This is a genomic window from Alphaproteobacteria bacterium, assembly GCA_040905865.1.
GTDB lineage: Bacteria > Pseudomonadota > Alphaproteobacteria > UBA8366.
Map to the genome: position 1 here is coordinate 39,411 of JBBDQU010000053.1, position 20,562 is coordinate 59,972.

21 protein-coding genes are annotated in these 20,562 nt (G+C 60.1%); 12 read left to right on the plus strand and 9 right to left on the minus strand.

The features are described 5' to 3' along the window. The first annotated feature begins 40 nt into the window (after positions 1 to 40). From WD767_11435 to WD767_11465, 7 genes are all read left to right on the plus strand, one after another. The gene (locus WD767_11435; GenBank protein ID MEX2616699.1) at positions 41 to 877 is read left to right on the plus strand and encodes a hypothetical protein; all 837 of its coding nucleotides are present in this window, start codon (positions 41 to 43) and stop codon (positions 875 to 877) included. Positions 878 to 1,595: 718 nt separating this feature from the next. After that, positions 1,596 to 3,674 carry an EAL domain-containing protein gene (locus tag WD767_11440; GenBank protein MEX2616700.1) on the plus strand — a complete coding sequence of 693 codons (2,079 nt, stop codon included), beginning with the start codon at positions 1,596 to 1,598 and terminating at the stop codon, positions 3,672 to 3,674. Between the two features lie 97 nt (positions 3,675 to 3,771). After that, positions 3,772 to 4,455 (plus strand): class I SAM-dependent methyltransferase, encoded by a 684-nt coding sequence (locus WD767_11445; GenBank protein MEX2616701.1) that lies wholly within the window; start codon positions 3,772 to 3,774, stop codon positions 4,453 to 4,455. Positions 4,456 to 4,459: 4 nt separating this feature from the next. Then, positions 4,460 to 6,001 (plus strand): tetratricopeptide repeat protein, encoded by a 1,542-nt coding sequence (locus tag WD767_11450; GenBank protein MEX2616702.1) that lies wholly within the window; start codon positions 4,460 to 4,462, stop codon positions 5,999 to 6,001. Positions 6,002 to 6,004: 3 nt separating this feature from the next. After that, a complete protein-coding gene (gene ald, locus WD767_11455; GenBank protein MEX2616703.1) occupies positions 6,005 to 7,120 on the plus strand; it encodes an alanine dehydrogenase in 1,116 nt (371 codons plus the stop codon). An 82-nt stretch (positions 7,121 to 7,202) separates the two neighbouring features. Continuing rightward, complete coding sequence (locus WD767_11460) at positions 7,203 to 7,499, plus strand: putative quinol monooxygenase (GenBank protein ID MEX2616704.1); 297 nt, start codon at positions 7,203 to 7,205, stop codon at positions 7,497 to 7,499. Continuing rightward, entirely contained in the window at positions 7,486 to 7,746 is a 261-nt protein-coding gene (locus WD767_11465) for a hypothetical protein (protein MEX2616705.1), read from the plus strand. Before WD767_11460 ends, WD767_11465 begins: the two co-directional genes overlap by 14 nt. A gap of 7 nt (positions 7,747 to 7,753) precedes the next feature. Here the strand turns inward: WD767_11465 and WD767_11470 are convergent, their stop codons facing one another. Together WD767_11470 and WD767_11475 are read right to left on the minus strand one after the other, a co-directional pair. Further along, complete coding sequence (locus WD767_11470) at positions 7,754 to 8,341, minus strand: nitroreductase (GenBank protein MEX2616706.1); 588 nt, start codon at positions 8,339 to 8,341, stop codon at positions 7,754 to 7,756. Positions 8,342 to 8,397: 56 nt separating this feature from the next. After that, the gene (locus WD767_11475) at positions 8,398 to 9,141 is read right to left on the minus strand and encodes a rhomboid family intramembrane serine protease (GenBank protein ID MEX2616707.1); all 744 of its coding nucleotides are present in this window, start codon (positions 9,139 to 9,141) and stop codon (positions 8,398 to 8,400) included. 51 nt (positions 9,142 to 9,192) lie between these two features. On the opposite strand from WD767_11475, the gene WD767_11480 reads away from it, so the two are divergent. Further along, a complete protein-coding gene (locus WD767_11480) occupies positions 9,193 to 10,710 on the plus strand; it encodes an AMP-binding protein (protein MEX2616708.1) in 1,518 nt (505 codons plus the stop codon). Here the strand turns inward: WD767_11480 and WD767_11485 are convergent. Next, a complete protein-coding gene (locus WD767_11485) occupies positions 10,707 to 11,660 on the minus strand; it encodes a M14 family metallopeptidase (GenBank protein ID MEX2616709.1) in 954 nt (317 codons plus the stop codon). The genes WD767_11480 and WD767_11485 overlap by 4 nt on opposite strands. A gap of 6 nt (positions 11,661 to 11,666) precedes the next feature. Then, complete coding sequence (gene argE / locus WD767_11490) at positions 11,667 to 12,851, minus strand: acetylornithine deacetylase (protein MEX2616710.1); 1,185 nt, start codon at positions 12,849 to 12,851, stop codon at positions 11,667 to 11,669. 159 nt (positions 12,852 to 13,010) lie between these two features. Between argE and WD767_11495 the strand changes: the two genes are divergently transcribed. Next, complete coding sequence (locus WD767_11495) at positions 13,011 to 13,898, plus strand: N-formylglutamate amidohydrolase (GenBank protein ID MEX2616711.1); 888 nt, start codon at positions 13,011 to 13,013, stop codon at positions 13,896 to 13,898. On the opposite strand, the gene WD767_11500 is transcribed toward WD767_11495, so the two are convergent. Beyond that, positions 13,888 to 14,655, minus strand: a complete 768-nt coding sequence (locus WD767_11500; GenBank protein MEX2616712.1) for an NAD kinase — start codon at positions 14,653 to 14,655, stop codon at positions 13,888 to 13,890. The genes WD767_11495 and WD767_11500 overlap by 11 nt on opposite strands. 221 nt (positions 14,656 to 14,876) lie before the next feature. On the opposite strand from WD767_11500, the gene WD767_11505 reads away from it, so the two are divergent. Next, positions 14,877 to 15,281 (plus strand): nuclear transport factor 2 family protein, encoded by a 405-nt coding sequence (locus WD767_11505; GenBank protein MEX2616713.1) that lies wholly within the window; start codon positions 14,877 to 14,879, stop codon positions 15,279 to 15,281. A gap of 18 nt (positions 15,282 to 15,299) precedes the next feature. On the opposite strand, the gene WD767_11510 is transcribed toward WD767_11505, so the two are convergent. Then, positions 15,300 to 15,725 (minus strand): ATP-binding protein, encoded by a 426-nt coding sequence (locus WD767_11510; protein ID MEX2616714.1) that lies wholly within the window; start codon positions 15,723 to 15,725, stop codon positions 15,300 to 15,302. Positions 15,726 to 15,868: 143 nt separating this feature from the next. Between WD767_11510 and WD767_11515 the strand changes: the two genes are divergently transcribed. After that, positions 15,869 to 16,324, plus strand: a complete 456-nt coding sequence (locus WD767_11515; GenBank protein MEX2616715.1) for a FecR domain-containing protein — start codon at positions 15,869 to 15,871, stop codon at positions 16,322 to 16,324. Positions 16,325 to 16,341: 17 nt separating this feature from the next. Continuing rightward, positions 16,342 to 16,953 carry an OmpA family protein gene (locus WD767_11520; GenBank protein ID MEX2616716.1) on the plus strand — a complete coding sequence of 204 codons (612 nt, stop codon included), beginning with the start codon at positions 16,342 to 16,344 and terminating at the stop codon, positions 16,951 to 16,953. A gap of 30 nt (positions 16,954 to 16,983) precedes the next feature. Here the strand turns inward: WD767_11520 and WD767_11525 are convergent, their stop codons facing one another. From WD767_11525 to WD767_11535, 3 genes are read right to left on the minus strand one after another with little or no spacing between them, the layout of a single operon-like run. Beyond that, positions 16,984 to 19,104 (minus strand): CHASE2 domain-containing protein, encoded by a 2,121-nt coding sequence (locus WD767_11525; GenBank protein MEX2616717.1) that lies wholly within the window; start codon positions 19,102 to 19,104, stop codon positions 16,984 to 16,986. A gap of 9 nt (positions 19,105 to 19,113) precedes the next feature. Beyond that, complete coding sequence (locus WD767_11530; protein MEX2616718.1) at positions 19,114 to 20,073, minus strand: MBL fold metallo-hydrolase; 960 nt, start codon at positions 20,071 to 20,073, stop codon at positions 19,114 to 19,116. Positions 20,074 to 20,129: 56 nt separating this feature from the next. After that, positions 20,130 to 20,495 (minus strand): STAS domain-containing protein, encoded by a 366-nt coding sequence (locus WD767_11535; protein ID MEX2616719.1) that lies wholly within the window; start codon positions 20,493 to 20,495, stop codon positions 20,130 to 20,132. Positions 20,496 to 20,562 lie beyond the last annotated feature (67 nt).

Here is a 20,562-nt window from a genome sequence, read left to right on the forward strand (position 1 = left end):
GTATCGACCCGAACACGGAAACGACGGAAGGAATCGGGGCATGGCTGGTAGTTCGGGCGATCCTGTTGCAACAATCTCCGAGGCCGGGGCGACGGGCGATATTGCGGCGCTGTATGCGGATATCCGGGCCACCCAGGGGGTCCCTGTCGTGAACCTGATATGGCGCCATATCGCGGTGCTGCCAGGCGCGTTGGGCTGGGCATGGGAAGCGCTTAAACCGCTTTACGAGTCGGGTTTGATCGACGCCGAAGCGGACAGACTGCGCAATGATCTGACCCTGCCGGCGCTGCCCGGCATGTCGCGTTCCGTACTTCTTTGCGCTGGCCTGCGCGACAGCGACATCGCGCAGATCATGATGGTGCTGCAATCCTATGAGCGCAGCAATGCAATGAACATGGTGGCTCTCAGTGCCCTGCTTGCCCGGATAGAAGGCGCCGCCTCGGCGTCCCGTCCGGCGGTTGTGACCGGGACCGTCCGTGCGGCAATCGACGGCGCCATGCCGCCGTTGCCGGGGCTCGACGACATGCGGCCTCATGTCCGCGATGTGGTGCTTGCCCTGAATTCGGTTGGCGGGCGGACGGAAATTCTGGCGAGCATGTATCGGCATCTGGCGAACTGGCCGCCCTGTCTTGGCCTGATCCGGACACTTATTGCGCCGGTCGAAGCCGACGGCCGGATTGAACCGGTAATTCAGTGTGTCATTGCCGAAGGGATCCGGCGCGGCGCGATACTTGCGGGCGGACTCGCCAGTCCGGCCAGCGTTCCCGATGCGACAACGCAGCAGGCCATCGCGCAGGCGCTTCGAACCTTCATCGAGGGGCCGATCGGCAAGATGATCGCCATTGTCCCGATAATCCGGCGCGCCATGCCGGCATGACGGTCAGGCTGGCGCGCTGCCGTGTCTACAAGGTGAAGTCGGCAACCCCGGTTCGGCGCCGGCGTGAGCGTTCCGGATGGCGATATCGACACAACTGGCGACCGGTATTTTCGCGATTTCGGGTATCGGGGTATGTCTGAACCACGACGTCACAACGGGCGACGGCAGGGCTACGAGGACGCCAGAATTCGCCGAAAGACGAACGTTATCGGTACATAATCATAAGGTTAGCAGAAGCCGCCGGCAGCTGCCATGCCGTCCTCGGCAGGCCTGCATTCATAGTTCATTAAGAGTTCGCGGCTAACGTCGCAGGAATTTGCAGGCAGCGACCGTGCGTAAGGGCGATAAAGTTTCGCTTCAGGACGAGAACCGAGTGACTGAATTGGCATGGCAAGATAAGCAGGTGCGGCAGGTAATTCAGCAATTGCCGTCACCGGAAGTAATTCTCTCGGCCGTGACGGATGCTGCGCCGGTGGCCTTTCTGGTACTTGACAAGAATCGTATTGTCAGACGGTTCGGGGGCGGCGCCATTGCAAGGATTGGCGCCAATCCGGCGACTATAACCGGGATGTCCTTCGATCATCTGTTTGTTGCCCACGCCAATCTGCGCCGGGCCCTGACACGCGCCTGTTCAGGGGGCGCTGTAAATGAAACCGCGGAAATTAACGGCAATACACTCGGGTTTCAGTTCCTGCCGGCACCGGATGCAGTCCCAAGTGTGACAGTCGTGGCCTTCGATGTTTCCCGCCGTCATATTCTGGAAGAACAGGAACGCCTGTTGAGCGGGATACTCGACTCTATTTCCGATGGCGTCGTTACGGTCAATACCAAGGGGCAAATCGAAAGTATCAATCGGGCGGGCCTCGAACTATTCGGATTTTCCGGCGACCAGATCGTCGACCGGAACATCGAAACGCTGATTCCGGAACTCGGGATTGTCCGGATGGCGTCGCTGAAAAAGACCGAAGCAGTCGGCCGACGTAAGGATGGCAGCAATTTTGATGTCCGGCTGATGATGACCTCCTTCAAACAGGGTGGCGAACAGAAATATTTTGCGACGATCGTCGATACTTCATCCGGGCAGGGCTCGAAAACCGACATCCGGGAAAGCGAGGAACGTTACGCCCTGGCGGCGCTCGGCGCGAATGACGGCTTGTGGGACTGGAATCTGGATGATGGAACGATCTACCTGTCGCCCCGCTGGCGCTCGATGCTCGGACTTGAGGAAAACGACTTGAAAAACAGTCCGGAAGAATGGCTGAGCCGTATTCATCCCGACGATGTCGTGGCGTTCTGCGAAGGTTTCGACGCCCATCTTGACGGTACGAGCAGCCAGTTCGAGCACGAGTTTCGTATGCGCCATGCAAATGGCGAATATCGCTGGATGCAGGCGCGGGGGCTTGCCGTGCGACAGGCGGACGGCAAGGTATACAGGATGGCCGGCTCTCAGTCGGACATTACCGACCGCAAGCTTGCCGAAGAGCGTTTGATGCACGGGGCATTGCATGACCCGTTGACCAGTCTGCCGAACCGCGCCCTGATGCTGGACCGGCTGGGCCAGGCCCTGTCGCGAATGGAACGCAATGACGACCTGAATTTCGCGCTTGCGATCCTGGATATCGACCGGTTCATGCTTGTGAATGAAAGCCTCGGCCATGTCGTGGGCGACGAATTGCTGGTGTCCCTGTCGCGGCGCATGGAGGCTGAAATCGGCACCGGTAATACGCTTGCGCGGCTGGGTGGCGATGAGTTCGCGATCCTGATGGAAAATCCCGATACGCTCGTGGACATCAAGGGCTATGTCAAACGGCTGCAGGAAGTCATTGCCAAGCCGTTCGAACTTCTCGGCAAGGACGTATATGTTTCGGCCAGCTTCGGCATCGTACCCGGCGACTCCAGTTACACGCGCGCCAGCGACATGCTGCGCGATGCCGATCTGGCGATGTACCGGGCCAAGAAGGAGGGCAAGACCGGGTTCGAGGTATTCGAGGAGTCTCGCCACCGCCGCGAATTCGACCAGTTGCAGGTCGAAACCAGCCTTCGTCAGGGGCTGGAGGAAGGCTGGATACATGTGTACTACCAGCCGATCGTCGACTTGAAGACACGAAAGATCAAGGGATTTGAAGCGCTCAGCCGACTGATCCACCCGACCCACGGCGTCATTCCGCCGGCGGAGTTCATTGGCGTGGCCGAAGAAACCGGCCTGATCGTACCCTTGGGCGAACAGATGCTCCTGATGGCCTGCGCGCAGACCGTGGAATGGCAGCAGCAATTCGGCATTTCCGACGCCCTTGATATCAGCGTCAACCTTTCGGCGCGGCATCTGGCCGAGGATAATATCGTCGAGTTGCTGGGCGACGTCCTGGAAAAGACCAAAATACCGCCGGCCAGTCTCAAGGTTGAAATCACCGAATCCCTGATCATGTCGAATCCGGAACTGGCCGCGCAGACCCTCGACAGAATCAAGAAGCTCGGCATCACGCTGTCGCTCGACGATTTCGGGACGGGTTACTCCTCGCTCAGCTATTTGCGCCGGTTCCCGATCGATACGCTGAAGATGGACCGTTCCTTTGTCGCGCCCATCGATACGGACAAGCGCGACCTGGAACTGGTGCGCATGATCATTCTGCTGGCGCATACGCTGGGCATGGACGTCGTCGGCGAAGGCATCGAAACCGAAAGCCATCTCGACCTGTTGCGCGATCTCGATTGCGAATACGGCCAGGGCTATTTCTTCTCCCGGCCATTGCCGGCGGCCGACGTCGCTGCGCTGCTTCGACAGCAAACCGACCTATAGCCGGTTTGAACGGCGACGTAGCGCCGCCTGTTTCGTTCCTGACGAGGCACATCTTGTGCTATGTTCTGCCGCATATTGTAAATGCGGGGCTGATAGCATGAAGGAATGCAGCAAATCGATCATGCGGCGGCTGGCCGAACCCAATTTCATCAACCGGTATTTCCGGGGTGACGGTATAGATATCGGCGGCGGGCCGGACCCTCTGGCCTTGTATGTCGAACTGTTTCCGTTGATGCGCGGCGTGCGCGTGTGGGACCTGAAGGACGGCGACGGCCAGGCGCTGGAAGGGGTGGCCGATGCGCAATATGATTTTGTACATTCAAGTCATTGTCTGGAACATCTGCGCGATCCCGAAGAAGGGTTGCGCAACTGGATGCGGGTGCTGAAGCCGGGCGGGCATCTGATCGGCACGGTACCGGATGAAGACCTGTATGAGCAGGGCCAGTTTCCCAGTACCTTCAATAGCGACCATAAATGGACGTTTACCATCCACAAGACCGAATCCTGGAGCAACCGGTCGCGGAACCTGTTCGAACTGATTGCCTCGCTGGGCGCACAAGCGGATGTCCAGAAGGTACAATTGCTCAATTCGACCTATCGCTACGGACTGCCCCGGTTTGATCAGACGCTGACGCCCATTGCCGAATCCGGCATAGAGTTCGTGATCCGCAAACGGACCGAGGAAGAGATTGCCTTCGGCGGCCGCAGACCGATCCCGGGGACGGTGCCGGATGGCGCCTTTTACGTCCTGACTGGCATTCGCCCGCCAACGCGCGGCTGAGTCCGTGACGGAATTCGACCGGGCGCTTGCGGAACACCGCGCCGGGCGGCTGGAGGCGGCGGCGGCCGGATACCGGCGTATCCTCGACCGAAATCCCGAACATCCCGACGCCTGCCACCTGCTGGGCCTTACCCTGCATCAGCGAGGCGAAAACGCGCTGGCGGCGGAATTGATAAAACAGGCATTGCGGCTGAACCCCGGAGTTGCGAATTACCACAACAGTCTGGGATTGGCGTTGCGCGGCCTTGGCGAACAGGAGGGTGCGTTGCGCGCGTTTGAGCGCGCCATCGCAATCGACCCCGACGACGCCGACGCACAGAATAATTACGGTCTGACACTGGGCGACAGGCGTTGCTACGCGGAAGCGGTCGGACCGTTGCGTCGGGCCCTGGCGATCAGGCCCGACTATCCTGCCGCGCAAAACAACCTGGGCCGTATCCTGGTGTGGCTGGGTGAATATGACGAGGCGATCAGGCTGCTCAGGGCCGCCTGCGCCACGGAAGGCGCCAACCCGAACTACTGGAACAGCCTGGGCGTGGCGCTGCGCGAATCCGGCGATCCGGAAGCCGCACTAACGGCGTTCGAAAAGGCGCTGGCGCGCGATCCTTCGCTGATCGACGCACATGTCAATCGCGCCCATATCTGGCTGGCCGCCGGTGATTTTGCGCGTGGCTGGCGCGAACATGAATGGCGCCTGCGGCATCCGCGATTCAGACAGCGCATGGCGGACCGTTACTGGACCGGCGGCGATATCGACGGCCGGACAATCCTGATTTGGGTCGAGCAGGGATTTGGCGATGCCATTCAGTTCATCCGCTACGCGCCGCAGGTGGCTGCGCGGGGCGCGCGGGTCATAGTCGAATGTCCGGACTCCCTGTCCGCGCTGTTTTCCGGCGTTGACGGCGTTTCGGCAACGGTTCGACCGGGCGACGCGGTAGCGTATGACGTTCACGCGCCGCTGATGAGCCTGCCGCTGTTGCTGGCGGAAGAACCGGAAGCAATGCCGTATCTCCGGGCGCCGTCGGTTTCGAAATCGGTCGACAGGGCCGTCCGCCGCATCGGCCTTGTCTGGGCGGGGAACCCCGATCACGCCAACGACCGGAACCGCAGCCATCCGCTGGCGGCCTTTGCGCCGCTGGTTCCGGCGGCCGGTTCGGATACGGAGTTCTTCGCCCTGCAGATGGGGGTCGCCGCGGATGACGACCCGCCGGACGGGATGATACTGCGGTGGCCGGACCGACCGTTCCGCAATTTCTCGGAAACGGCGGCGGCGGTTGCGGCGCTGGATCTGGTGATAAGTGTCGATACCTCCGTTGCACACCTGGCCGGCGCAATGGGGCGCGATGTATGGGTGGTCCTGCCGCCGAACCCGGACTGGCGCTGGGGTGGCGCGGGCGATACATCGCCATGGTATGGGAATATGCGCCTGTTGCGGCAGGAATGGGGCGAATCCCGTGATGCATTGTTCAGGCGGCTGGCGGAAGCGCTTGGAAATTGGCGGACTCCGGACCAAATTCAGGTGCACACGGCAAATGGGGAGGGGTAGATCATGCGCGTCGGCGTTCCGAAGGAAATCAAGAAGCAGGAAGCCCGGGTCGGGCTGGTGCCGGGCAGCGTCCGGGAATTCGTTCATCACGGGCATGACGTTATCGTGGAAACACAGGCTGGAAGCGGCATCGGTTTCAGCGATGAAATCTATCGGGCGGCCGGGGCTACGGTGGTGGATACGGCGGCGGAAGTGTTCGCGACCGTTGACATGCTGGTCAAGGTCAAGGAACCGCAGCCCGAAGAAATCGCCATGCTGCGGGACGGACAGGTGCTGTTCACCTACCTGCATCTTGCGGCGGACAAGGCTTTGACAGAAGGCATGTTGAATTCCGGCTGTATCGGCATCGCCTACGAAACGGTGACGAACCGGCATGGTCACCTGCCGTTGCTCGCGCCGATGAGCGAAGTCGCGGGCCGCATGTCGATCCAGGTGGGCGCCCATAATCTGGAGCGCCGGCAGGGCGGGGGCGGGATCCTGCTGGGCGGCGTGCCCGGTGTCGCGGCGGCCAAGGTACTGATTATCGGCGGCGGCGTATCCGGCATCAATGCCGCGCGCATGGCAATGGGCATGGAAGCGAAGGTCACGGTGCTGGACAAGTCGCTGGAACGGCTGGCGGAACTCGACATGCGCTTCGGCGGGCAGCTCAACACGCAGTATTCAACCGTGGACGCCATTGAATCCCATGTGATGGATGCGGACCTGGTTATCGGGGCGGTCCTTGTACCGGGCGCGGCGGCGCCGAAACTGGTGACCGAGGACATGGTGCGCGCTATGCGGCCCGGCTCGGTGATGGTCGATATCGCCATCGACCAGGGCGGCTGTTTCGCGACGTCGCGCCCGACGTCGCATGACGCGCCCACCTTTCTGGTGCATGACGTGGTGCATTACTGCGTCACCAACATGCCCGGTGCGGTGGCGCGTACCTCGACCTTTGCGCTCAATAACGCAACCCTGCCCTTTGCCCTGGAAATCGCGGAACGGGGATACCGGGACGCGATGCGGCGCGATCCCCATCTGCGCAACGGGTTGAACATTCACCGCGGGGCGGTCACCTATGAGGCTGTCGCCCGTGACCTTGGCCTGAAATATGTCGCTGCGGAGACGGCGCTGGGTTAAGCGGCGCATGTCAGGATACTTGCAAACCCGCTACCGGTCTGAATGATGGGCGGCAGACAGAACATCATAAGAGAGACACGGTATGAGCAGGGTAGCACTGGTTCCGAAATTTGAAATCAAGCCGGGCAGGATGGATGAATTCATGGCGATCATCCTGGAGCAGGCCAAAAACAGCCTGGAAAAAGAGCCGGGATGCCTGCATTTTGACGTGCTGCGCCGGGACGAGGAGCCCGGAAAGGTCCTGCTGTATGAAATCTACACGGATGCGGCGGCGGTGAAGGCGCACCGGGAGTACCCGCATTACCTTGAATTTCGCAAGGCGATTGCCGATCTGATTGTCGGTAGCGTCGTGGAGCTCTGGACCCTTGAAAACGAGTAGACTGATGGTTTTCCGGTTGTTATTGACGTTTCCGCTACTGGCTGTGCCCGCTGCCTGTTCGACGCAACAGGGCGACAAGACGGGCGTCGTCATTCAGCACAGCGCCGCGCATGCCGGTGGGGCGCAATGGCAGGCGGACCGGCATTGCGCCCAGTTCGGCAGGAAGGCTGTGCTGGCGCAGAAGGCGCCAAAACAGTCGGACTATCTGGTCGAAACCAATGTCAGCCTTTTCGACTGCGTGAACTGAACCCGGCCTATTCGGCTGCCGCGGGTAACCCTGTCCACTCGGAGGTGAATACCATCGGATCCGGGCGCGGTTTCACACTTTGCGGCGTGCGCGGCGTGCCGATATACAGGAATCCTATGATTTCGTCCCGGTCGCCCAGATTGAAGGCGCGCTTGACGATCGGATCCCGGGCGTTTTTGCCGGTCGCGAGGAACGCGCCGAATCCGCCGGCATGGGCGGCATTCAGGATATTCTGCGTGGCGGCGCCAGTCGCGACTATCTGTTCGACTGGAGGCACATTGGGGTTCGCATCGGAAATTTTGGCGCAGATCACGATGGCGACCGGCGCGTAACTCGGCCTCAGGCGTTCCTTTTCCACCGCATCCGCCGGTGCGGCGGGGTCGCGCGCCAGTAACGCCTGGACGAAAAGTTCCCCGAGACGCGCCCGTGCCGACCCGCGAACGATGTGGAAGCGCCAGGGCTGGATCGCGCCATGATCCGGCGCCCGCATGCCCGCAGCGAGGAATTCGTGCAGTTGCGCATCATCCGGTCCGGGCTCCGTCAGCAGTTTGGGCGGAATGGATGTCCGGGTCATCAGCGCTTCAATTGTGTTCATCGGCATGTCTCCTTCACGCGTCGCTCGCGTCTGGCCTCACTATATATGCCGAATGGTCAGGTGCGCCAATTCGCATGTGTTGGTCTGGCAAACAGTGTAATGAGCGCAAATCCGGCGACAAAGCCGCCGAGATGGGCCTCCCAGGCGATTTCCGCGTCGATTCCGAAAACAGCGCCGCCAATGATTCCAAAGACAAAATTCAGGACCAGCCACACAACCACGAAGGCAAGCGCCGTACCCCGGTTGCGGAAAGGCATGTCATACGTGTCGGACCGGTTCAGGCTGATCCGGCCGACGGCGCCGACCATTCCGGAAATGGCCCCTGACGCGCCGAGCAGCGGGTCCGTCGAGGCCGGATGCATGTACAGCCAGAATGCCGCCCCGGCGACGCCGCAAACGGCATACAGCAGCACGAATGACAGTGCGGTCATGCGGCGCGCAACAACGGTGCCGAATGCCAGCAGCATGGCCATGTTTATAAGCAGATGCGTCAGGCCGCCATGCAGGAACATATAGGTTATCGGCGCTGCGACATAGGCAAGCGGGTCAAGCCGCCAGACGCCGGGAAAGGTGTAACGCGCGGACAGAAAGGCGAACCGGTCGATCATCTCATAAAGCAGCATGTCGGGCAGGGCGACCATCAATACCTGCACGAGAACACAGGATGCGACGAGCCAGCGAACCACCGGGGCCGTATTCAGAATCGGCGCCTTCGGATTGAATACAGGTGGTTGCAGCGTGTGCCCTCCAGGCGTCATGAAAACCGGGCCCTTCAGGGTGGGCAAGGCGGACCTTGCCACGGCGGTTCCCTGTCGGCAAGATTCACATATCCGGATACATGGGGAGTATTGATGAATATTGCCAATCATCTGGTCCGCGCGGGCGCGGCGCGCGGCGAGCGGCCCGCCGTCGCGACTGGCGGAACGGTACTGCTGACCTATGCTCAGCTTGCGGACCGGGCGGCCCGCCTTGCCGGCGCCCTGCGCGGCGCTTATGGCCTGAAGGCGGGAGACCGGGTCGTGCTGGCCATGAAGAACTGCCCCGAATACATGGAAGTGATGTATGGCTGCTGGCATGCCGGCCTGATCGCCGTGCCGACCAACGCCAAGCTGCACAGCCGGGAATTCGCCTATATCATGGCCAATAGCGGGGCGCGCCTGTGCTTCGCGACGAGCGACCTGGTCGACGTGTTGGCGTCCGTCATGACGCCGCCGATGGAGCGGATCGTCGAAGTAGGCGGCGAGGAATTCAGGCGCATACAATCGTCGGCAGCGATCCCCTGTGTGACGCGTGCCCCGCGGGATGGCGCATGGCTGTTCTATACCAGTGGGACGACAGGGCGACCGAAAGGGGCGGAGTTGAGCCACCGCAACCTGCTGGCGGCGATATTCTGTTACTTTGCCGATATGGATCAGGGGGAGCCCTGGGACGCGATCCTGCATGCGGCGCCGATCAGTCACGGTTCGGGCCTGTATGGCCTGGCGCATGTGACCCAGGCCTCCTGTCATGTCCTGCCCGAAAGCGGCGGGTTCGACCCGGCGGAAATCTACCGGATCATCGGGCAGTGGCCGGGGCTGGTTTTCTTCGCGGCGCCAACGATGCTGAAGCGGCTGGTCGATCATTCCGAGGATTTGGATACGGCGAACCTGAAACAGATCCATTATGGCGGCGGACCGATGTATGTCGCCGACTGCCGCGCCGGGCTGGAGCGGTTCGGCCCCAGGCTGGCGCAGCTGTACGGGCAGGGGGAAAGCCCGATGACCATCACGGCGCTGACCCGCCAGATGCATGCGGACAATACCCATCCGCGCTGGCTGGAGCGCCTGGGCTCCGTCGGCACGGCGCAGAGTATCGTGGAGGTGCGTGTCGCGGATGATGACGACAATTTTCTTCCCGCTGGCGAAACCGGCGAAATCCTCGTGCGTGGCGATGCGGTCATGAACGGCTACTGGGACAACCCCGAAGCGACGGCGGCGGCGCTGAAGGGCGGCTGGCTGCATACCGGGGACATGGGCGCCTTTGACGCGGACGGGTTTTTGACCCTGAAGGACCGGTCGAAGGATATGATCATATCCGGCGGCACCAATATCTACCCCCGGGAAATCGAGGAAGTGCTGCTGCGCCATCCGGATGTAACGGAAGTATCCGTTATCGGCCGCGACGACCCCGATTGGGGCGAAATCGTGGTCGCTTATGTGGTCGCGGCGGAACAGGGTGTGGCGCCTGCCGCGCTGGATGCCTTCTGCCTGGAAAATATCGCCCGTTTCAAGCGGCCGAAGGACTACCGCTTCGTAACGGAACTGCCGAAGAACAATTACGGCAAGGTCCTGAAAACGGCGCTGCGTGAAATGGACGGTGCGGAAATCTAATTCGGCGCGGAAACAAGGCGGCCTAATCTGACGGCGGTCTGTCCGGGGTAGAGTCGCAGCGAGGGCATGATCAGAACGCACTGGTCATAGGGCGTGCGGATGGCCGTTTCGCCGTCATACGCGATGACCGATCCTGCCTGTGCTATGACCTCCGCGCCCGTATAGGGGCGGACAAACCGGAAGTCATTCGATTTCGCCGTCACCGCATCGGTGACCTCGATGAATTTCTGCGCCGGCGGGGTAACGGAAACGCCGTGTTCTTCGGCGAATTGCGGGTCGATGACCTCAAGGTAACGCAGGAAGCGCAACGTCGTTTCCAGCGATACCGCCGCGCTGGCGGCTTCCCAGTGCTGGCCGCATTCGACCAGCAGGGCGCTGCGGGGGCTGGTCGGGTCGCCGAAATTGCCGTAGTCGCGCAACCGGCGGCCAGCGGCATGGCCGCTATCGGCAACGACATACGTCGGTACGCCGACGCCGGCGGCGAGCAACCTGCCTTTTTCCAGGGGTCCCGCCAGCATCAGCGGCGGGCTTGGCTGCTGCATCGAGTGGAGGTCGAGGAGGAAATCGACCGTGTCGATAAACGGCCGGTAAATACGGGCGCGGGAAAGTTCGGAGGAATGGCGGGGGCCGTCCAGGACTTCCGGCGACCAGAGTCGGTTGAAATCCTCGTTCACGTAACGCGAGGCGGTCGGCCGCGCCGGGTTGAACCGCAGATACGCGTCGACATTGGCGAATCCGAGGGTCAGCCTGCCGCGTATCGGCCGCAGGTCTTGCCGGAACAGACGATCCAGGGTAATCGCGCCGCAAATTTCATTGCCATGGGTTACGGCGTTGACCATGACATGCGGGCCGGGCGCGCCGCTGTCAAAGGTGGTGACATAGGGTATGCCGGTATTGCCCTTGGCGTAGGCGCTGATATCCGGCGCTTCCAGTTCGATACGAAACGTCATTGTTCTTTACGCTACCTTCGAATCCAGCCGGTCGATGAGCCGCTTCATGAATGTCTCGCAAAGGACCACCTGTTCGTGCTCGATATATTCGTCCGGCCGGTGGGCCTGGCTGATGCTGCCGGGCCCGCAGATCACGGTCGGTATTCCGGCATGTCTGCTGAAAAGCCCGGCTTCGGTGCCGAAGGCGACCTTGCCGTGATCGTTTCGCTCGGCAATCGATTTCACAAAGGTGACGACATCTTCGTCCTCGCGGGCATCGAGCGACGGGATCGTGCTCAATGCCTCGAAACTGAAGCCGGTCCCCGGATCGATCGCCTGCATCTCGGGTTCCAGGGTTTCCGAGATATAGGTTTTCAGTTCGGCGAACAGGGCATCCGGATCGTCGGCGGGGAGATGGCGGAATTCGAAATCGAAACTGCATTCCTTCGGTACGATGTTCAGCGCCGTGCCGCCGTTCATGACGCCTGTATGGACGGTTGTGTGCCGGATATCGAAATCATCGTCGAAGGGGCCTTTCGACGCGATCCGCCGCGCCATGCCTTTCAGGTAGGCAACCGCCTCGGCCGCATATTCGACGGCGTTCACGGCGTTCGGCGCCAGCGAGGAATGGCTTTCCACGCCGCGGACATGGGCGCGAAACGCCTTTTTGCCCTTGTGCGCGATGACAACCTTCATCTCGGTCGGTTCGCCGACGATGCACATCGCCGGCTTGACAGGCATGTCGCGCAGCATTTCAACGAGGCGGCGGACGCCAACGCAGCCGATTTCCTCATCGTAGGAGAATGCCAGATGAATCGGTGTTTCCAGCTTGCGGGCGATGATTTCCGGCGCGAAGGCGAGGACCACGGCAATGAAGCTTTTCATGTCGCTGGTCCCGCGGCCGAACAGTTTTCCCGCATGACTTAGAACGGTAAAAGGATCGGTGGTCCAGGCCTGGCCATCGACCGGCACGACATCGGTATGGCCGGACAGCATGATGCCGGACCGGTCCTGGGGCCCGAGCGTCGCGTAGAGGTTCGCCTTGCGGTTTTCCGCGTCAAAGACGAGCAGGCTCTCGACCCCAAGGTCCTTAAGGTAGCCTTTGACAAAATCGATCAGTTCAAGATTGGACTCTCGGCTGGTGGTATCGAAACTGACGAGCTTTTCGATCAGTGCGAGGCTGGCCGGTGAGGCGACCGTCTGCTGCGCCATATGTGCGTATCCCTTTAATGCTCCGATGATCAGTATAGCCGCCTGATGCCGGATCGCCAGCACCGGAGAACATGGAAACAGCCAATTGCAGTGGTTGCACGTCCCGCGGCCATCATACATTCTGATGGCCTGCGATTCGGACAACAGCGAAGGCCGCGTTTGTTGCATACCAGAATTCCCGGCGTACTGCAGGTGATAAAGCCGAATGGAAACGCGGCGCCGGTCGTTCTCGATTCGCCGCATAGCGGGACGGAGTATCCCGCCGATTTCAGCTGTGTCACGCCGATGAATATCATGCGCAAGGCGGAAGACAGTTTCGTCGATGAATTGTTCATGGCAGCGCCGGATTGCGGGGCCAGCCTGCAGACGGCGCTGTTTCCACGTTCCTATATCGATCCGAACCGCTCATTGCAGGATATCGATGCGGCGTTGCTGGCCGGCCCCTGGCCGGAATCGGTCTGCCCCAGCGAAAAGACCCGGCTGGGTCATGGCCTTGTTTGGCGTATCTGCCCCCCCGGGCATCCGATCTACGACCGGAAGCTCGAAGTGTCGGAAATGCGGAACCGGATCGAAATATACTGGCGCCCCTATCATGAAACGCTTCGGCGGACACTGGACGAAACCCATGAACGGTTCGGCGAAGTCTGGCATATCAATTGCCACTCGATGCCTACCTCCGTGATGCCATACGCCCAGGGCGGGATTTCCGGCTGGGGGGATTTCGTGCTGGGAGATCGCGACGGGTCCACCTGTTCGACCGATTTTACGCAATTCGTGGCCGAAACATTGCGGGGGTACGGTTACGATGTCCGGATAAACGACCCCTATAAAGGCGTGGAACTAATCCGGGCGCATTCTGATCCGGCAAACGGACGGCACGGCCTGCAGATTGAAATCAACCGCGCGATTTATATGGATGAATGTCGTCTGGAGCGGAATGGCGGCTTCGCGGTGCTTCAGAACGACATGACCCGGCTCGTCAAAGCGATTTGCCGCCATACCCGCGACCAGCTTACGCGACCCGGTTCCCGAAACGTCAGCTCGTGAACTGTTCCTTGAGGATACGCTCCTCCAGGCCGTGTTCCTTGTCGAACAGGATCGAAACGGCCAGTTCCGCCGCTTCGCGGACTTCGACCGAAGCAACGTCCCGGATTTCGGTGCCGTCCGCCACGGCGCTGACCGGCCTTTTCTTCGGTTCCAGCACATCGAAGCGAATTATGGCATTGTGCGGCAGCAGAGCGCCGCGCCACCGGCGAGGCCGAAAGGCGCTGATCGGTGTGAGTGCGAGTACGCCCGAACCGATCGGCACGATCGGCCCGTGGGCCGACAGGTTGTATGCCGTGCTACCCGCCGGGGTCGCGACCAGGACGCCGTCACAGATCATTTCCGCCATCCGTTCGATCCCGTCGATCAGGATGCGGATTTTCGCCGCCTGACGCGTTTCGCGCAGCAGGGAGACTTCGTTGATGGCAAGCGCCTCGTTTTCAGATCCGTCGATGCCAAGGCTTTTCAATCGCAATGGCACAAATTTTTCCGCTTCCGCGTCCGCCAGGCGCTCGAACAGCGAATCTTCCTGGTACTTGTTCATCAGGAAACCAACCGACCCGCGGTTCATGCCATATATCGGGACGTCGCGGCCCATCGATTCATGCAGGCATTGCAGAATGAATCCGTCGCCGCCCAGCGCGACGATAATATCCGCTTCGGCAACAGGAACATGCGGATATCGCTTGCATAGGACCTTCATGGCTTCCTTGGCGCGGGGCGACCCGGATCCGACGAACGCAATTTTCTTGTTTTGCATGGGTGGTTCCCGTGAGAATAGCGCTGAATTCAGGCAAAACCGCGACTGAACGGCCCGGTTTTCGAACAATACCGGCCCGCTATACCGATGGGAAGTCAGATGTTGAAATTAGGGCAGGCGGCGATCTTCGACCTTGCGAAAATGATGGGTTTCGAACTGATTACGGTAAGCGACGGACGCGAATTCGCCCATCAGGTCATAGTCGAATAGCGGGGAGGCCGATGTTGGAACAGGATGCCGTTCTATTCGCCAACGAAGCGTTTTACCGCGCTTTTGCCGATTGCGATGTGGCGGCGATGGAGGCGCTATGGGCGCAATCGGCGCCGGTCTGCTGCATCCATCCTGGCTGGGAGGCGATTCATGGACGTGAAGACGTGCTGAACAGCTGGCGGGCGATCCTGACCGGGGCCGCTCCGCCACGGATCGTCTGTCTTGCGCCGCAGGTATATTTTTTCGGCAATGCGGCGTTTGTCGTCTGTTTCGAAGGAATAGATGGAAATTATCTGATTGCGACAAATTACTTCGTGCGGGAAGGCGGGCGCTGGCGGATGGTTCACCATCAGGCTGGGCCGACCCGGTTCACACCGGGCGACATACCGACCGAGGAAGCGCCCTCGATCAACTGATCCAGCCGCCGGCCCGGCTCAATCCGACAGGGCCAGGCGCATATCCACCCTGTTGCGGTCGCCGGTCCTCTGATAGGTCACCGAATCCATTATCGTCATGATCAGGTGGATGCCGAGACCGCCGATCGGCCTGTCCTCCACGTCGCCGGACATATCCGCCTCTGACTGTCGGGTCAGGTCAAAAGGCGCGCCGTCGTCTTCACAGGTCACGTGGAGCCATCCGTCAGCCAGTGACAGCCGTACTTCGATGACATGGGGCATCGTATCCGCTGCATCGTATCCATAACTGATCGTGTTGGTCAGCAATTCCTCCAGGACGAGCGTCAACCGGTGTTCCAGCGGAAGCAATTCACTGTGTTCGCTGCAGAACGCGGAAACCGCAGATGTGGCACGGTTCAGTTCTTCCAGATTATTGGTCACCGTGACGGCTGTTTCCGCGGCCATGTCATTTTTCCTGAACGTACGACCATGCAACGCTAACGTATATTCGGGTCAATTGCATACCGGACTTCCGATTAAACTGTGGCAATAGCGGCCATTCTGAACGATAGTCTGTTAATCATTCGCTGTTATCGACGGAGATTTCCATGCGCCTTGGAGGGAAATTATTTATTGCGGCAATTGTATCGGGGCTGCTGCCAACCTTCGTCGCCGCGGCGCAGCCGGAGCGGATAGGGCAGTTGCGCAGTGTGTCGGGGGAAGCATTTGTGGTGCGTGGCGATGCGCGCCAGCCGGCAATTGTCGGCAATACCGTACAACAGAAAGATATCATCGAAACAGGCCAGGACGGCGCCGTCGGCATCACCTTCGATGACAATTCGGTTTTTTCGACCGGACCGAACAGCAATGTCAGCCTGGAAGAGTTCAAATACAACCCGTCGACGCTGAAGGGATCGTTCCTGGCCAAGCTGGGCAAGGGAACGCTATCAGTAATTTCCGGCGATATCGCGCGCGGCTCGCCGGAAGCGATGAAGATCCGCACACCATCGGCGATACTAGGCGTCCGGGGCACGCGTTTCCTCGTCCGGGTTGACGAGCAATAGGCGAAGGGACGCGGCGAATGTTTCAAGGTCGATTGTTCAAGGGACTGGCAATTCTGGCGGTGTTGCTGGCATCGGCCTGCGCGGAACCGCGCCTTGGCAAGAACCTGGTAATCGTATTACCGGATGAGAACGGCAACGTCGGCGCAGTCACCGTGACGGACGGCAAGAACGAGGTCCTTCTGGACAGCGCGCTGGCGGCGGCAAAGATCACGTCCGGTAACAGGGTCGAACCGGTGGCTGTGACCAATGAGGATGTCGATGGTATCTTTGCCCGCGCCCTGGCGGCGCAACCGAGACCGCCGAAACGATTCCGGCTGTATTTTATTCGCGACAGCGATGACCTTACCGAGGAATCGGAGAAAGAATTCGAACTCGTTTTCGCCGATGTCAAGAAACGCAGCGCCTATGAAGTTCAGGTGACAGGCCATACCGATACGACAGGCGATGAATCCTATAATGCACAGCTGTCCATCAAACGGGCGGCGGCGATCCGGGACAGGCTGGTATCGCGCGGGATCGATTCCGCGCTGATTGAGGTTTACGGTCGCGGCGAATGGGATTTGTATATCAGGACAAAGGACGAATTCACCGAACCGCGGAACCGCCGCGTAGAGGTGATGATCCGCTAAAATCATAATTGACGATTTGAATGTTTTTCGTCAGTCCCCGGATGCCGGACCGAGGTAGCGCAGGACGAGGATGGTGACATCGTCGGATGCTTCCGCGCCATCGACGAACCGTTCGATATCCGAATTGATCGCCTTGACGATTGAGGCGCAATCCGCGCCATCCGCCACATGGGTCAGCGTGTCGATCAGGCGCGTTGCGGTATAGAGGTCGCTGTAGCCGTTCATCGCTTCGGATACCCCATCCGTATACAGGATGATCGCCTCACCCGGGTTCAGGCGGTAATTGTCGCGCGGATACTCAAAATCGTCGAGGACGCATAGTGGCGGGCCGCCGCCCATTTCCAGCGGCCTGGGGCGCTGACCGGCCGCCAGCAGGACCGGCGCGTCATGACCTGCGTTACAGAATTCGACGTTGCCGGTATGGATGTCCAGTATGCCCGCCAGCGCAGTCACGAACATCATCGCGGGGTTTTCCCTGGAAATTTCCGCATTCGCTTCGGTCATGATTTCGTCTATCGCGACCTTGCGACGCATGGCGCTGCTTTTGTAAAGCGCCTTCGATAATGCCATGAACAGCGACGCCGGTATGCCCTTGCCGGACACATCGCCGACGATGAAGAAAAGATGATTCTCGTCCACCATGGCGAAATCGTAGAGGTCGCCACCGACTGCTTTCGCCGGTTCCAGCATTGCGTAGAGGTCGAATTCCTGGTGTTCCGGAAAGGCGGGGAAGGTGCTGGGCAGAATGCCCAGCTGGATGCTTCGTGCGGCTTCCAGTTCGCCTTCCAGCTTCGCTGCTTCGGCGCGTTCGTTTTCCAGATCGGTTTGCAGTAGCCGGCGTTTCCGCTCGGTATCGACCAGCGTCGCGCCCAGCAGCAGGGCGAAGACCGTGACGTCTGAAAGCCCTGCGAAAGATGTGTCGATCCGCATCCCGAAATAATGATGGGCGCCCCATGCGGTGCCGGCCAGCAGGGCGATCATGACGCCAAGCGGTATTACGGCCCATTTAGGTTTCAGAAAAGGTGTCAGCACAATCAGGACTATCCCGGACAACAGAAGCAACCCGAGTTCCAGCCAATCCGCGTAGTGCGGTCGGTCGAGCAACTGGCCGGTTATAAGGGATTCCAACAGCATGGCGTGAATTTCGATGCCGTTTACCCGATTGGCCAAGGGGATGGATTTCGCGTCGACCAGACCCAGCGCGCTGCTGCCGAGCAGGACGAGCTTGCCGGGTATCCGCTCCCGTTCAATTCCACCGTCGAGCAGGGTGCCGGCGGATACATATCGTTCCCCGCGCGGTTCGGTGAAATTTACCCAGGCGCGCCCGTCCGGTTCGGTCGGGATGAAAATATCGGCAACGGCGATCCCGCTGATCCTGTCGCCATCGCGGTGGATGGTATAGTTCGGCGCGCCGACCGCCAGGCGCAGCATTTCCACTGTCAGTGTCGGTGTGATCGTGCCGTCGATGTTGACGGCGAGCGGCACGCGGCGAATGATGCCGTCGCGTTCCGGCAGGACGTTGAGGACCGCGTGGCTGGGGGCCGCATCAACAAGCAGTTCAAGACTTTGCAGTGCGGTTGGAAAATAGGGCAGTAGCGGCGCTGCCGGTCCGCCCCGTTCGATCACGGGGACCTGCGCAACAAGTCTGGATACCACCGTCGGCCTGAATTCCAGCGCGCCGATACCCAGAACCGCCGGCGCTGACGACAGGGCCCTGGCAAGCCGCTGGTCGTGCGGTTCCAGTTTCGCAATCGCCGCCTTGGTCGCGTCATCGAGGAAGGGATAGTCGGACAGCAGAAGATGCGGCGACAGCCGGTCCGGTTCCGCGAAGACAATATCGAACCCGATCGCCAGCGGCTCCAGCGCCGAAATCCTGTCGACGAGATCGGCCATCAGGTTGCGCGGCCATGGCCATTGACCGTAACGGGCCAGGCTTTCCTCGTCGATATCGACAATGATGACGGGAAGCTGACTTTGCCAGGCGCGGGGTTCCATGACCTGCAAGGTATCGAACAGGGCGGTCCGCAGGGATTCCATCGGCGCCGGGTTTGTGGCGCGGACGCCGAGAAATACAACAAGGCAAAGGAGCGCCAGCGTCCGGCCGCGCCAATGGAACAACGGCGCAAACGCGTCCAGTTTGAAGCGGCGCACTATTGCTCCTTATACGACAATTTCCCGACCATCATAGGCCGACGATACGATCAGCGAGTCGCCTTCCTCGCTCAATTCCTCGTACCGGATGGTCTCTTGCATGATGCGCTCGATCATGGCGTCGTCGTAATTGGGTTCGTGATGATACATGCAGAGATGTTTTGCGCCGGCCCGCTGCGCCAGTTCGACGCCGATAATGTTGCTGGAATGGCCCCAGTCTTCCTTGATGGAAATCGAATCCGCCAGTGAATACATGGCATCGAAAATGACCAGATCGGCGCCGCGGAGGAAATGGATAAAGGGATAGTCGTCGTCGATCAGTTCGAATTTATGTTCTGAATCCGTCGTATAAACGATCGATTTTCCGTTTTTCTCGAACCGGTATCCATAGGAATCGCCGGAATGGTGCTGCTTCAGCGCGCGGACAGTCACGCCATCGACAACGTATTCCTTGCCGGGCTCCAGTGTTACAAATTGAATATCCGCGCCCAGCGCGGCCCATGGAACGGGGAAGCCGGGCTCCGAATGCTGCCGCCGATAGGCTTCCTCCAGATTTGCGTGGCATCCGTGAATGACGACCTTGAAGCCCGGCACATAGGCGGGCACGAAAAACGGAAATCCCATGATGTGATCCCAATGGGGATGGGACTGGAAAATATTGATGACCTTTTCCTTGTTCGGGTATTTCTGGGCCATGATGGCGTTGCCGAATTCCCGGCCGCCGCTGCCCATGTCGCAGAGAATATGCTGCGTGCCGCCACTTTCTATTTCGACGCAGGACGAATTTCCGCCGAACGTGCCGGAGACCGAAAATGCGAGTTTCTCGTCGATAAAGGTTTCGAGGCGTTCCGGTGTGCTGATGTCGTGTCCAATGCTTTCCCGCAGCGCGCGGCGGATTTTTTCCCGCACGGCAACCGCGTTCAAAGGGGTTGGCAGGGATCCGCGTGTACCCCAGAACCGAACCAGCATTCCTGAAACTCCCTGAATCATTTAGGCCGGATCACAGCCCGGACAATTGTTGTCGTTTATCGCGCCGCGTATGCCGCGGCGGCATCGCTGGAAAGAGCCGTCAGCGCGGATTCAACGGTATCGAATATCTGGACCACGAAATTGAACCGGCTGATTTCGAAAACCTCGTTCACTTCCGGGATCAGGCCGGCAACGGCAATCGGGACATTCGCCACCTTGCCCTGTTTTGCCGCGATCATCAGCGCCCGAAGACCGACACTGCTGATATAGGGAATGCCGGTGAAATCGATGATGACAGCGCTGCCGCGTGCGCCGACAATACCCAGTAACATCGCCTGAAACTCCGGCGTCGTTGACTGGTCGAGCCGTCCCGACGGCGCCAGCACAATGACGTCGCCAAATTGCGATTCAGTAATTTCCATGCCCTGCCCCTTTTTGAACTTGCCCAAACGCGTTGAATCGCGTTTTCCCTGCCACCTATTTTCGTGA

Excerpts from the sequence above, each read along its gene's own strand:
- WD767_11535 (MEX2616719.1), bottom strand. The coding sequence starts at position 20,495 with ATGGAAATTACTGAATCGCAATTTGGCGACGTCATTGTGCTGGCGCCG.
- WD767_11510 (MEX2616714.1), bottom strand. The coding sequence starts at position 15,725 with ATGGCCGCGGAAACAGCCGTCACGGTGACCAATAATCTGGAAGAACTG.
- ald (MEX2616703.1), top strand. The coding sequence starts at position 6,005 with ATGCGCGTCGGCGTTCCGAAGGAAATCAAGAAGCAGGAAGCCCGGGTC.
- WD767_11530 (MEX2616718.1), bottom strand. The coding sequence starts at position 20,073 with ATGCTGGTTCGGTTCTGGGGTACACGCGGATCCCTGCCAACCCCTTTG.
- argE (MEX2616710.1), bottom strand. The coding sequence starts at position 12,851 with ATGGCGCAGCAGACGGTCGCCTCACCGGCCAGCCTCGCACTGATCGAA.
- WD767_11505 (MEX2616713.1), top strand. The coding sequence starts at position 14,877 with ATGTTGGAACAGGATGCCGTTCTATTCGCCAACGAAGCGTTTTACCGC.
- WD767_11485 (MEX2616709.1), bottom strand. The coding sequence starts at position 11,660 with ATGACGTTTCGTATCGAACTGGAAGCGCCGGATATCAGCGCCTACGCC.
- WD767_11460 (MEX2616704.1), top strand. The coding sequence starts at position 7,203 with ATGAGCAGGGTAGCACTGGTTCCGAAATTTGAAATCAAGCCGGGCAGG.
- WD767_11515 (MEX2616715.1), top strand. The coding sequence starts at position 15,869 with ATGCGCCTTGGAGGGAAATTATTTATTGCGGCAATTGTATCGGGGCTG.
- WD767_11470 (MEX2616706.1), bottom strand. The coding sequence starts at position 8,341 with ATGAACACAATTGAAGCGCTGATGACCCGGACATCCATTCCGCCCAAA.
- WD767_11435 (MEX2616699.1), top strand. The coding sequence starts at position 41 with ATGGCTGGTAGTTCGGGCGATCCTGTTGCAACAATCTCCGAGGCCGGG.
- WD767_11480 (MEX2616708.1), top strand. The coding sequence starts at position 9,193 with ATGAATATTGCCAATCATCTGGTCCGCGCGGGCGCGGCGCGCGGCGAG.
- WD767_11445 (MEX2616701.1), top strand. The coding sequence starts at position 3,772 with ATGAAGGAATGCAGCAAATCGATCATGCGGCGGCTGGCCGAACCCAAT.
- WD767_11520 (MEX2616716.1), top strand. The coding sequence starts at position 16,342 with ATGTTTCAAGGTCGATTGTTCAAGGGACTGGCAATTCTGGCGGTGTTG.
- WD767_11500 (MEX2616712.1), bottom strand. The coding sequence starts at position 14,655 with ATGCAAAACAAGAAAATTGCGTTCGTCGGATCCGGGTCGCCCCGCGCC.